Genomic DNA, 12,706 nt, shown 5'->3' with positions numbered 1-12,706 from the left:
CCTCAGCGGCAAGTCGAATGTCCCTGGGGGGCGCCAACAACGGGGTCAGCTGTATAGTATGGTTGCAAAAGAGGTTGGCGCAGCCCCATCAGCGCCGACCGCAACGCGGCTAATATCTCATTCTGATACGCCGCCGCTTCCTCGACAACCAGCACTAGCCCGCATGCCGAACTCCCCGCCGCCGTTTAACCGCTTGAGCACGACCTGTTTCGCGTTTCGCGGCTACAACTTTGAAAACCTCGGCAGCACGCCCGAGTTGCTGGCGCACCCGGAATATGGCCCGATCATGCGCCGCCGTCTGGTTGAGTGCGGGGAGATCGCCAGCCAGAACGTCGGGCGAAAGATCGATCTAATCCGCCGCGTCGAAGCTCGTGAGGAAGTTGGCCTGAACGCCTATGCCGATGCGATCGCGCTGATTATCGGCGCCGAACTGGCGCATCTCGATATCCTGCGTGAGCTCTTTTATGTCGAGATCGAACAGTCGCAGTACTTCTTCGGCTATAGCCTGGGCGAGATCGTCGCCCTTTGCGCTTCGGGCGCATTGAGCGTGGAAGACGCCGTCGGCATCACCACCGCCATGGCGGACGATACGGCCAGTCTGGCCCATGGCTGCCAACTGGCGGTCGTCTTCTGCCGCAAGCAAGAGCTGCCGCTCAAGCTGGTGCAGCAGTGCTGCATCGAAACGAATCAAGAAGGGGACGAGCTGATCGGGGTCTCGGCGGTCCTCTCTCCGAACTCAGTGCTGCTGATCGGCGAAGGGACGGCGCTCGATCGCTGTCGCGAGAAGTTAGCCGAGCGGCTGCCGTGTCGCGTCTTCTTCAAAGTGAACGAACATCGCTGGCCCCCGATGCACACGCCGCTGATCTGGCGCAACAGCATCAACACCCGCGCGGCGATGTTCATGGCGAAGATGAAAAGCGGCCTGAAGCCGCCGCAGCCGCCGGTCTTGTCGCTCGTGACCGGCAAGCGGAGCTATGACGAAATCAACCTCCGCGACACGATCTACCGCTGGGTCGATCAACCGCAGCTACTCTGGGCGGTCGTCTACGAGACCTTGCGCAGCGGGACCGAAACGATCATCCACATCGGCCCCGGCCCGAACATCATCCCAGCCACCTATCACCGTCTGGCCGACAACGTGCAGATTCAAACCAAGGGCAGCTTGGGCTCGCGCACGCTCTCGACCTTCGTGAATCGTCCCTGGCTGAAGAATCTACTGCCGGAGCGAGCGGCGCTGTTAAGGGCGCCGATGATTCAGCATGTGATGATTGAAGAGTGGTTGTTGGCGCAGAAGTTTTGATGCATCGTAGGGCAGGCCGTGCCTGCCGCTCTTACTGCGGGCGTTTTGCATTCGGCAGGCACGGCCTGCCCTACGGTTTTTCTTCGGTCGCCAACCGATAACAGGCCGCTTGCTCCGCGTTGCGGACCAGCAGCAAATCGCCGGTGATGCAGAGGTTGTTCCAGTTCGGCGAGATCTCGCTTTCCAGCGCCTGGATGCGTCCTGCTTCGTGATAACCGTCCGGGGTCGCATCGACCAGGACCAGTTCGCCATCTTCGGTCATCACCAATAGCTTGTCGCCGACCATCAGCAGCTGGCCGTGACCAAAGCCGCGCTCGCGCCATTGGCGATCGCCATCTTCGGCCGTGACGCATTCGAGGATGCCGTCGTTCAGGCCGTAGATGTAGCCATCTTTGATCGCGACGTTGGTGAACTTCGTTTTCAACAGACGATTATCTTCCCAGATGTCGTTGACCGCGTACTTGCCGTCGGCGCCCTTTTCGATCAAAAAGACTTTCGCGCCGATCGCGTAACCTTTGGTCACCAAGATCTTGCCGTCGCCGATGTCGACCGCTTGCGAGCAACTCGCGGCGCCGGCCGAACTGCCAGGCCACGGGGTGATCCAGAGCTGCTCGCCGGTTTCCGGATTGTGCCCTGCGACGCTGCTTTCGTTGACGATGATCGCTTCCGTTTCGTCACCCAGCTGGAACAGATTCACCGAGGCGTAGCTGATCGGCTCCTTGCCGCCGGTCCAGACTTTTTCGCCGCTCTCGGCGTCGTAGGCGACGAGCGACGTCGACTCTTCACGCGTCGGACCGCCGGCCGGCAGGATGATCAACTCGCGTTCTTTCCCTGGGTAGAGCAGCGGTGAACTCGATCGTCCCCAATTCGTAATCGCTTCGGCCTGCGCAACGGTCGCGTCAAACTCGGCAAGCAGGTCATGCTCCCACTGCAGCTTGCCGGTCGCCGCATCCAGACAGAAGAACTTGGCGGTCGCGCCGACGGCGTAGACCTTGCCGTTGTGGATCAGAGGAGTCGCCCGCGGTCCGACGTAGCCGAGGACCGTCTCATGCCGCGCGTCATGCTTGAAGGTCCAAACCGGCTCCCCATCAGCAACGCGGTAGCAGGAGACATATTCGCTCGGGCCGCGCTGTTCCATCGTGTAGGCGAGATCGCCGACCACGGAAAAGCTCGACCAACCGGCGCCAATCGGACGTCGCCAAACTTCCTGCGGCGGATTGGCGTTCCAATCGCTCAGATTCGGACCGGCCACGACCAGGTTGCGATCGGGGCCCAGGAACTGCGGAAAGTCATGCTCGGTCGTCTTCGTGCTGAGCCCTTCGCCGCCGCCATCCCCTTCCAGCTCGCCCAGCCTTTGGTCGGCGACTGGCGCAAAGCGATAGGCGAACTTCGGCTTCATCTCGCCGTCGACATGCTGGATCTTGAAGAAGATGAAGAAGATGCCGACCACGGTGAGCGAGAAGATAATCGGCGCGATGCGGACGTAGATGTCGTAACCGCTGAAAAGGGCGAACCAGATCATCGGCGTGGCGACGAAGAAAAAGGCGCCGATCAAGGTCATCACGTTGCCGACCGCGCCGTCAAACACAATCGGCGCGGCGCCGCGCAGGCCGGCGAGCGGACCGTCTCCCAGTTCCGTGACCGACTGGCCGAAAATGGCGAGCAGCAGGAACAAGCCGCACAGCAGCCAGGTTCGTAGCGGCGGAATCATCCGTGGCGCCCGATCCGGGGTGGTCGAATCTTCGCTTCCTTGACTTGTGTCGACCGGTTCGGTCATCAGCAGCTCCCGATATTTTCTTACTTGGTACGCAATGATTGTAGATAGGCGTACAAATCGGCCAACCCCTGGTCGTCGACCCCGTTCAGCAAACCGACCGGCATCATCGATTGGCGGCTGGGGCGGCGAACGACGATTTCGTCTTCCAGGATCCGTTCGGTGACGCCAGGACCGGTCTGAATCAGCGTGCCGGCCGGCGATTCGTAGACGACCGTTCCGATAAAGCTCTTGCCGGAGCGGGTCATGAACTGCGTCGTATGGAACAAGGGAGAAACGTCCCGATTCGGGTCGACGATCGCCATGAACAAGTCGAATTGGCGGAATCGGCCGGTGATGTTGTCGAGGCCCGGACCTAGTCGGCCGGTCGACGCATGGCACTGTTTGCAGCCGCGCGCGGCGAAGATCGCTTCCCCGCGCTGGGCGCTGCCGGAAGCCCAATCGACGTCGGCCAGGCGGGTTTTCCAGCTCGCTTCGTCGGCGGCGTAGGCGAACAGCTCTTTATTCCGCGCCGGATACTTGGCGGCGAACCAATCGAACCAACCTTGATACGCTTCGGCCAGGTTCCCCATCGGATCGTTCGGGTTGGTCGACGCGTCGTTGGTCCAATAGGCGAGCAGCTTGGCGATCGCCGCACTTTGTTCCGGCGGTTGTCCCGGCATGCAAGCCGAGCGAAGCCCCTTCATCGCGGCGAGCAGTTCGTCTTCCGAGACGTTCTCCTTCGGCATCTCGGCCAGGATCTGGGCGGCGAGCAGAACCGACTGCGGGCTGGCCGACAACAGCGACTCGATGAACCGCGGACGATCCTCTTCCTTGCGGGCCGCGCCCAAGCGAGCCAACACCGCATGCCGCATGTTGAAGTCGTCCCAGCGAATACGCAATACTTCCAGCCGCTCTGCTTCCGGCAGCTTGTCGACCAGCGGCATCATCGCGTCGGGCCAGCTTTCGGTGATGTCTTCGATGTCGTTCTCGTCGACGATCTTGGTCGCCGCGGCCGTTTGCTGCTCCGGCGTAAAGTACGATGCGAAGAGGGAATGTTCGAGCATGCCAAAGTTGTCGCTGGCGAGCATCGCCGCGGCCAGTTGCGGCGTTTGCTGCAGTTCGGCCGAAAAAGCTTCGCCGACGCGGAGCGACCAGTTCTGGCTGATCGTCATGCGCTGGTCGGCGATCTTTTCGTGCAGCGCGAGCCACGCTTTCGCTTCGGCGGCGACGACTTCCGGCGAACGCTCGCCAGGGATCCGCGACAAGCAGAAGAGGTAGTGCAAATCTTCTTCGACGGTCGAATCCTCGGTCCAGAACTGCCCGACCTCGGCGACGAAGTTGGGCGCCGGTTGTTCGATCATCGCCAGCGTACGGGCAATTTCGGTATCGACGGTTGGCTTACCGACCGGGAAGATCGGATCGAGCTTGCTGGCCAGCTGGTCCCACATCGTCAGCGGCGCCGTCCGCGGACGTCCTGGCGAATAGCCGGCGTAGACGTCCGGGTCGACCTGTTCGGCGGTGATGTCCCCCAGCGCGATCTGCACCACGCGGATGGCGTCCTCTTGTTCGTGCTCGGTCTTCGCCGTTTCGAGCCGATCGACCGCTTGATGAATCACGGCGACGATCTCGTCGGAGGTAGCGTTCCCGACGGAGGCCTTCGTCCAGATCGCAGCGATCGACGGTTCGACGTTGATCTTGGCTGCCGGCTGTTTTTCAAGCACGCGTTCCGCCGCATAGAGCGCCGCGCTGCGGACGTTGCGATCTGGATCTTGCAGCGAGTCCCAATTGCAGCGCTCGACCGCAGCGTCAAACTTTGCAGCCGATGCGATCGCTTCCCAGGCGGCGCGGCGCACGCGCGGCGACTGGTGATAGGTCAAACGGTAGAACTTCGGCGGGCAAACCTCGTCACGGCGGCATGCGACGCTCCAAATCGCTCGCGCGGCGACGGCGTCGTCTTTGGCGCCCAGCAGCTTGTCGACTTCGGCGCCATCCTGCAGTCCGCCGAGGAATTCGGTGATCACTTCGATCGCGCGAACGCGCTGGGCGGTTGCGCGGTGTTCGTCAAGCGCAGCGGCGACAAACGCTTCGCGTCCCAGCGCTTTCGCCTTGGGCGCCCACTCGGCGTACGACCAGGCCATTTGCGGCTGCGGCGCGGTCAGGACCTGATCAAGCGGCTCGGTCGGCAGTTGGCGTTTGGCCTGTTCGGCGACGTATTCGATTTTAAAGACGCTGCCGCGGGTACCGCGACCGCCGATCGCGACGTACATTTCGCCGCTTTTGCCGATGACCATATCGACCGGAGCAAGACCCGCGGCGCCGGTCGTCGCCAGGAAGGTTTCTTGCGTCGCTTCGTAACCTCCGCCGTTTTCCTGCAGCGGAAAGAAGTAGACGCGGCCGAGGGTCCAGCATTGGCTGAAGACGCCGTGGTTGTACTTTTCGGGAAACGCGTAGTGACGATAGGTCTCGACCCCGGTCGGCGAACCGCGGCCCACTTCGACCGCGCGAGCGCGGCTGTCGAAGAACGACTGCGGGCGATTCCAGCTCCGCTGCCAACCATGCAGCACCCAACCATGATGCTGGGCGACGCCGATGTCGAAGAGCCGATTTGGCGCGTACCACGGCAGGTGCTGATCTCGTTCGCCGTCCGCGTCAACGGTGAACATGCGGCCCGCGGCGTCAAAGGCGAAGTCGTACGGATTGCGGAAGCCGTGGGCGACCACTTCCGACATGTTCGTCTTCGGATCGACGCGGAAGATCGTGCCGGTCTTGGGATGTTCGACCGGCGAGTGAGGCGACGTGACGTGACGCTCGAAAATGTTCGCGTCGTTGCCGCAGATCACATAGATCCAACCGTCGGCCCCAAAAACAACGCCGTTGACGCCATGTTCGGGATGACGACCTTGGGCGAGGACTTCCGGCTCGCCATCCGCTTTGCCGTCCCCATCGGCGTCGCTCAACTTCAAGAGGCCGAGGTCGCCGGTGCAATACAAATCAGTCCCGCGGAACGCCATGCCATGGGCGCCGCTGCGGGGAACGTCAGAGAACAAGGTCGCCCGATCAGCCACGCCGTCGCCGTCGTCATCATGCAGCGTCTTCACATAGCCGGCCCCGGCCACAACGACGCGTCCTTCAGCGTCGAGCGTCATCGAGTAGATGTCGTGCGCCAGATCGTCATCGGCGAACAACGTCGCACGGAACCCTTCCGGAACCGAGATTCCGGCCGCTTCTTCCACCGCAAAGCACGCCGCGGCGAGCGAAGTCTGGAGGGCGAGCGTGAGCAGCAACAGGCGTAGTCGGGGCATACGTCAGAACCAATCAGGTGGGGCGGGTAGGTGGGACGGTCCTCCCATCCTAAACGCCAGGGCCCTGTCGCTCAAATCCCGCCGCTTTCTAGTGATGCACCCCAATCGACCACGATACGCCCGGCGGATGGTGGTGGTGATGGTGGCGGTAGCGGTACGGAGGGCCATAGCACCACGGATCGTAGACGACCTCTTCGACCACAACGGGGCGACGATCGACATAACGGACCGGCTGGATGATCGGAGGGGGATTTTGCAGCGTCGCGAGGACCGCGTCGCTGACGCCGGAGTTCTTCAGACCAATCAAGTCCTGAGGCGTCGGCGGGGTCGCAACGCCATGCTTATTAATGTGGGCGATAATGACCTGGTCACCCAGTCCGGCTTGGGACATCGCGACGACGTCCTGGAAGGTGGTCGCGCCGGCGAGTTGGCGTCCGAGTCGTTCCTGAATGATCGCCTGATTGCGAGCTTCCGATTCGTCGATCGCCGCGCCAGTCGCGCTACCGGCGACCGCGCCCACGCCGGCGCCAATCAGTGCGCCTGCTCCAGCGTTGCCGGTCGCGCTGCCGATGGCGGCGCCAGCCACAGCGCCGGTCAAACCGCCGGCGGCGGCCAAACGATCTTGGGCATAAGGAGAGCGACAGCCAACTGCGGCGACAACCAAAGCCGCAATCGCCAAGTACAATCCGTGTTTCGTCATCCGATCCTTCTCCAGCCGCGCACGCAAATCCGTTGTACTCGTTATCGGCGACCAGGCGCTGATAACGCATGCGAGCGATGCGGAATAATGGCAGCGTCGGTTATATCGGTCAAGCTGACTTTTGAATTGGGGTAAGCTTGGGAGTCCGAGGGGATGTAGGTTAACCGGCCGGAAGTGGTACTAGCGGTCGGCGTAACCTCTCCGACACTAATCCGAGGCACGAGCCGAGGGAATGGAGTCAGAATCGGATCGCGGATCCCCTTCCAGTTCCAGCCGCAAAGGCCCAGGCGACTATTTGGATGAATCCACACGCATTCCCTCGGCTCGCGCCTCGGGTTGGTGTGAGACTGGCGATCGCCTAACCGCCGGAGAGAGCCGGCGAGACCTTGTGCCACTTCTCAAAAGCGGCCGAGCGTTCGACGTCGCTGGCGAAGCCGACCGTGCGATAGCTGAACAGATAGTTGGCGTCGGCCGTGATCCGGTCGAAGCCGAATTCGCGGGGGTTGCGGCCGCTGAGGTGGATCGCGGCGGCCAAGGCGATGTCGCGGACCTGGCTCTCGAATGGTTCTCGCTGATTGACCGGGACGATGTCGCTATCGTTTTCGAACAGCTTTTCGAGAAACGGGATATCCTCGGTCGAGCCGAGCTTGGCGATCGCCAGGATCGAGTAGGCCATGTGAAGATTGTTCTGAATCGCTTGGATTGAGGAGGGGCTTGGATCTTCAACGATCGCCCGGGCCAACAGCACGCCGGCCTGCAAATCTTCTCGAATCGCGAGCAGCAAAACCGAGAAGCGATGCTGCATCGACAAATAGGGACTATCGACGCTGTGGGTGATCCAGTGGTTAAACAGCTTGCGGACCACATCCGCTTCTTCCGGATTGTTGAGCGCCTGGGTGATCGGCCGCGACGAGAGAGAATACTGTAGTTCCGCAAAAGCAGGCCCCGTCACGTCAAACTCGTTGCTGCCGGTCAAAAGGAGCAGCGACGCGACGCTGGCCATACTGGGGGGAGATTGCGTGTTGTAAAGCCGCATCCGCATCTCGAGAGCCCGGCGATAGACCGCGTAGTCGATCTCTTCCGGATGGTTGCTCGCCAGATCGAACAGTTCCCATTCGCTTTCGGCCATGCGAGCGAAAATCCGCCGAGCGACCGCATCATCCCCGGTTACTTCGCGAAACTGCTCCCAGCAAGGAAGAGATACGTCTTTTTCCGCAGCGCGAAATGCGGCGATCCGCTCGCGACGATCTTTGGCGACGATTTCGTCCAGCAGATTGACCGCCTGCATTTTGACGGTCGGATCGGGAGAAACCGAAGCGGTCACCAAAGCGGGATGAGCCGCCATTCCCCGTTCCAACAGCACTTCCGCCGCTCGCTTGCGGGTCTGAAAGTCGTCCGAACCGAGATCGACGATCAGCTCTTCCACCGTTTTCGCTTCTTCGGCCAGCACGATCGACGCCGCCGGAAGAGCCAAAGCGATGGCGAGAGCCAAGTGTCGGAGGTAGGTCATCATGCAGGCGCCGGAAGAATAGGAGGGGACAGCGAAACCCATTTTAGACGCGGAGTTAGGGAAACGTCCACGAAAAACCTGGAAATGGACCCGCTTGCCGCCAAGGGCGGCGGCAAGTAAAGTGATGTCTTCCAGGGATTTGTGGCCGCTTGCAGCTTTACTGCTAAAGTGCCCTCGTCAGCGAGAAGTTCTCGCTAATGGCGAGCAAAAGAAACAGTCGTTTCTGCTGCGGCCGATGTATTTTGTCAAAAGCCGCCTTCTTCGCGCCCCACGGGTTCCCCCGTCTGGCGACTCTGGCGGCCCATTTTTAAGCCGCCATTATGAACGACCCCAACCGCGTTCCGCTCGACGTCACTGACCTTGGTTTCTCGACCGCCTCCGTCCAGGCCGGCGAAGCGCGTCAAAAGCCGGAAAGCGCGATCACCGACCCGATCTTCTGCGCATCGACCTACACCTTCACCGACACCGCTTCGGTCATTCGCTACATCGAAGAAGACCAAGAGCGCGAAGAGTACGGCCGCTACGGCAATCCTGGCGAAAAGGTGGCTGAGAAGAAGCTGGCGGCGCTCGAAGGGGGCGAAGACGCGGTTCTGTACGCCAGCGGCATGGCGGCGATCGTCGGTCTGCTGATGGCGAAGCTCAACGCCGGCGACGAAGTGATCTTCTTCGACGAGTGTTACCATCGCAGCCGCGAGTTCTGCTCGAAGCACATGTCCCGATTCGGCGTCGTCACTCGTCAGGTGAAAGCGTGCGACTACGAAGCGATGGAAGCGGCGATCAACCCGAGCACCAAGCTGCTGGTCAGCGAATCGCCGACCAACCCGCACCTGAGCGTCGTCGATCTCGAGAAGTTCGCCGCGATCGGCAAAAAGCATGGGGTCGAAACGCTGATCGACGCGACGCTGGCGACTCCGTACAACGTGCGTCCGCTTGATTACGGCGTCGACTACGTTTTGCACTCGGCGACCAAGTACCTGGCCGGGCACAACGACCTGTTGGCCGGCGTGATTATCGGCTCGAAGGCGCAGATGGAATCGGTCCGCAAACTGCGCGGCATCATGGGCGGGATCAACTCGCCTCACAACATTTACTTGCTCCTGCGCGGCTTGAAGACCTTCAGCCTACGGATGGAACGCCATAACAAGAACGGCCAGGCGATCGCCGAATTCCTCGAATCGCACCCGAAGGTCGAAAAGGTTTACTACCCTGGCCTGCCGTCGCACAAGTATTATGACGTCGCCAAGAAGACGATGAGCGGCTTCGGCGGTTTGATCACCTTCCTGATCAAAGACGCCGACTGGCGCAAGACGGCCGACGTGATCGACGCGGTGAAGATCCCCCGCATCGGTCCGAGCCTCGGCGGCGTCGAATCGCTGATCGAGCAGCCGCTGGTGATGAGCTACTTCCAGCTGAAGCCGGAAGAACGGGCCAAGTTCGGCATCTACGACAACATGATCCGGATGTCGTGCGGCATCGAAGACGCCGAAGACCTGATCGCCGACCTGAAACAAGCCCTCGACTCGATCTAAGAGAAGAACGAAGAGATAGAACACGGAGGCCGCGGAAGTACACGGCCAGAGACGCGGTTAAGAGAGAATAAGAATAGCGTGAGTTCCCTGGGGTGGCACTGCTGGCTTGTCCAGCAGTGTTCGGCCTCCAAGTGAGTAATTAGGGATCAGTTAGTGTTATCGAACGGCGGTGCTTAACGACACGACCTTCGTTGGAAACCACTCGCTGCTTACCCACTGCTGGACAAGCCAGCAGTGCCACCCAATGTCTTTCTATCTTCACCATGTTTCCTACCGCGGCCCATCCGTGTCATCCGCGTTCCATTCTTCTCTTCCTCGCGATCCACTAAGCAGAAAGTAGAGACCGATGCAGTTCCGTACCAAGGCGATTCATGTCGGCAATGCCCGTGACCCGCAGACCGGAGCGGTCGTGCCGCCGATTCATGTCGCCAGCACCTACGTGCAGCCTGGCGCTGGAGAATGGGGAGAGTTCGACTATTCGCGGAGCGGCAATCCGACCCGGAAGAACCTGGAGACGACGCTCGCCGCGCTGGAAAGCGGAACCGGCGCCCTCGCCTACGCTTCCGGGATGGCGGCGATTCACGGCGCGATGATGTTGCTCGAAGCCGGCGATCATGTCGTCGCCGGATCGGACATCTACGGCGGCGCCTATCGGCTCCTCCACAAGATCTGCAATCGCTCGGGAATCACCACGACGCTGGCCAACTCGAGCGATCTGGGCGCCTTGGAAGCGGCGATCACCCCGCAGACGAAGATGCTCTGGATCGAAAGCCCCGGCAATCCGCAGATGTCGATCACCGACATCGCCGCTTGTGCCGAGATCGCCAAGCGGCATCATTTGCTCCTCGGCGTCGACAGCACCTTTGCGACGCCGGTTTTGACCCGTCCGCTCGAACTGGGCGCCGATATCGTCATGCACTCGGCCACCAAGTACTTCGGCGGGCACAGCGACGTCCTCGGCGGAGCGCTGATCGTCAAAGATAAGATGCTATACGATCGGCTGTACTTCGTCCAAAACGCCACCGGCGCCGTGATGGGGCCGTTCGAGTCGTTCCTGGTCAGTCGCGGCTTGAAGACCTTGGAACTGCGGGTCCTCGAACAATGCCGCACCGCGCAGAAGATCGCCGAATTTCTCGACGCCGATTCGCGCATCGCTCGGGTCCTTTATCCAGGCCTGAATACCCATCCCGGCCATGCGATCGCCGCGCGGCAGATGGAGGGGGGCTTCGGGGCGATGCTCAGCTTTGAAGTCAAAGGTGACTACGCCAAAGCGAAGCGCGTCGCCGAATCGACCCACTTGTTCCAACTCGCGGTCAGTTTGGGCGCCGTCGAATCGCTGATCGAACAACCGGCCTCGATGTCGCACGCGAGCTACGATCGCGAAGCGCGACTGGCCCACGGCATCAAAGACGAACTGATCCGCATCTCGGTCGGCCTGGAAGCGTTTGAAGATCTGCGCGATGATCTGGATCAAGCGCTGAACGCGTAGCAGCAACATTCTGCGCTCTGACGCCCAATCCAATACTAGCCCGAGGCGCGAGCCGAGGGAGTGGACTTGGATGCATTAAAGAGACGCCGCTCCAGTTGCGGCCGTGATGCGCACATGATCTCTGCGAAAATGATCGAACGCTTTCCCTCGGCTCGCGCCTCGGGCTAGTATTTGCGCATAAAAAAACGCCTCGCAATGCGAGGCGTTTTGCATGTGGGGTAAGCTCTCGAAGCACGGGAATTACTTCGATTTGGGCGCCGCAAAGTAGACGCCCGATTTCGTCGTGTGGCTGACCCGCGACACGCCGCTCTTCTCAGCAATGACTTTGCTGTAGTACAAGTTTTGCTTGCCGGCCGGTTTGACGTCGCCAACCTGAGCCGACTTCCAGCTTCCCGGCGGTTGGAAACGAGCCGGTTCCGGCACGACCGAGGTCGGTTCGTCAACGTGCGGGGTCGGAGGAGTCGGGGCGCCCTTGCCGTTCCAGACCGGAGCGTCTTCGATCATCGGCGAACCGTAGTGGCTGACCGGCGGAACCCCGGCGCCGCACGAAACGCAATCGCCGCAGCCGACGCTGCTTCCACAACCGCCGCAGCTATGGCAGCAACCGTTGTAACGAATCGGGCAGAGCAGCCGCTCGACGCCACCCTTGATATGACACAGCCCCGTCTTGATTCCGCAGCCGAGATTCTTCAGCGCGGTTCCAAGCGGGTTGCAACAACAAGGGTCGCAACACGTGTGGTGCTGGCACGAAGAGCAACCGCACGAAGGTTCAGGAGCGGAGCATCCGCAGCTCTGAGCCGACGCCACGTTAACCGCTAGCAGGCAGGCGACAATCGCTCCGCAAACCAAGTTTTTGACCATTGTTCTTTCTTCCTTCACTGATGCGTCCGCCCTGGGTCAGGCGTTCATGAACGATCCAGGCGAGATATTCGATCGCCGGAATAGTTAATCGAACCCGCACGATGCAAAAAAGCAGAACTTTCCGAACAACCGCCAATCTCAACCACAGCCCGCCATTTAACCCATTTCCACACGCGTCAATCTGGAAAAACTTTTTCGATTATCCCGACTTTTCCTTCAGGTCGCTTAACGGTCGTGACGATTACATCGGTGGAAGCGG

8 protein-coding genes are annotated in these 12,706 nt (G+C 60.9%); 3 read left to right on the top strand and 5 right to left on the bottom strand.

Annotation, left to right across the window (positions count from 1 at the left end; all coding sequences use genetic code 11):
* Positions 1–163: 163 nt before the first annotated feature.
* Entirely contained in the window at positions 164–1,300 is a 1,137-nt protein-coding gene (locus tag LOC68_RS01435) for a hypothetical protein (RefSeq protein ID WP_230214814.1), read from the top strand.
* A 70-nt stretch (positions 1,301–1,370) separates the two neighbouring features.
* Here LOC68_RS01435 and LOC68_RS01430 read toward each other — a convergent pair whose 3' ends face one another.
* The 4 genes from LOC68_RS01430 to LOC68_RS01415 form a co-directional block, all read right to left on the bottom strand.
* Positions 1,371–3,077, bottom strand: coding sequence for an outer membrane protein assembly factor BamB family protein (locus LOC68_RS01430; protein WP_230214812.1), 1,707 nt, complete (start codon positions 3,075–3,077; stop codon positions 1,371–1,373).
* Positions 3,078–3,097: 20 nt separating this feature from the next.
* Positions 3,098–6,358 (bottom strand): PVC-type heme-binding CxxCH protein, encoded by a 3,261-nt coding sequence (locus LOC68_RS01425; RefSeq protein WP_230214810.1) that lies wholly within the window; start codon positions 6,356–6,358, stop codon positions 3,098–3,100.
* An 88-nt stretch (positions 6,359–6,446) separates the two neighbouring features.
* Positions 6,447–7,058, bottom strand: coding sequence for a glycine zipper domain-containing protein (locus LOC68_RS01420; protein WP_230214809.1), 612 nt, complete (start codon positions 7,056–7,058; stop codon positions 6,447–6,449).
* Between the two features lie 358 nt (positions 7,059–7,416).
* Positions 7,417–8,571, bottom strand: a complete 1,155-nt coding sequence (locus tag LOC68_RS01415; RefSeq protein WP_230214807.1) for a hypothetical protein — start codon at positions 8,569–8,571, stop codon at positions 7,417–7,419.
* Between the two features lie 317 nt (positions 8,572–8,888).
* Here LOC68_RS01415 and LOC68_RS01410 point away from each other — a divergent pair, with 317 nt between their 5' ends.
* Entirely contained in the window at positions 8,889–10,097 is a 1,209-nt protein-coding gene (locus tag LOC68_RS01410) for a trans-sulfuration enzyme family protein (protein WP_230214805.1), read from the top strand.
* Between the two features lie 346 nt (positions 10,098–10,443).
* On the top strand, positions 10,444–11,586 hold the full coding sequence (locus LOC68_RS01405; protein WP_230214804.1) for a trans-sulfuration enzyme family protein: 1,143 nt from the start codon (positions 10,444–10,446) through the stop codon (positions 11,584–11,586).
* Positions 11,587–11,826: 240 nt separating this feature from the next.
* On the opposite strand, the gene LOC68_RS01400 is transcribed toward LOC68_RS01405, so the two are convergent.
* Entirely contained in the window at positions 11,827–12,447 is a 621-nt protein-coding gene (locus LOC68_RS01400; protein ID WP_230214802.1) for a hypothetical protein, read from the bottom strand.
* Positions 12,448–12,706: the final 259 nt, after the last annotated feature.

The sequence above is a fragment of the Blastopirellula sediminis genome (genome assembly GCF_020966755.1).
GTDB classification, from domain to species: domain Bacteria; phylum Planctomycetota; class Planctomycetia; order Pirellulales; family Pirellulaceae; genus Blastopirellula; species Blastopirellula sediminis.
This window is presented reverse-complemented; position numbering and strand designations above follow the sequence as displayed.

What these genes read in the sequence shown, in the direction of transcription:
- LOC68_RS01435 (WP_230214814.1), top strand. Translation starts at nt 164, where the DNA reads ATGCCGAACTCCCCGCCGCCGTTTAACCGCTTGAGCACGACCTGTTTC.
- LOC68_RS01430 (WP_230214812.1), bottom strand. Translation starts at nt 3,077, where the DNA reads ATGACCGAACCGGTCGACACAAGTCAAGGAAGCGAAGATTCGACCACC.
- LOC68_RS01425 (WP_230214810.1), bottom strand. Translation starts at nt 6,358, where the DNA reads ATGCCCCGACTACGCCTGTTGCTGCTCACGCTCGCCCTCCAGACTTCG.
- LOC68_RS01420 (WP_230214809.1), bottom strand. Translation starts at nt 7,058, where the DNA reads ATGACGAAACACGGATTGTACTTGGCGATTGCGGCTTTGGTTGTCGCC.
- LOC68_RS01415 (WP_230214807.1), bottom strand. Translation starts at nt 8,571, where the DNA reads ATGATGACCTACCTCCGACACTTGGCTCTCGCCATCGCTTTGGCTCTT.
- LOC68_RS01410 (WP_230214805.1), top strand. Translation starts at nt 8,889, where the DNA reads ATGAACGACCCCAACCGCGTTCCGCTCGACGTCACTGACCTTGGTTTC.
- LOC68_RS01405 (WP_230214804.1), top strand. Translation starts at nt 10,444, where the DNA reads ATGCAGTTCCGTACCAAGGCGATTCATGTCGGCAATGCCCGTGACCCG.
- LOC68_RS01400 (WP_230214802.1), bottom strand. Translation starts at nt 12,447, where the DNA reads ATGGTCAAAAACTTGGTTTGCGGAGCGATTGTCGCCTGCCTGCTAGCG.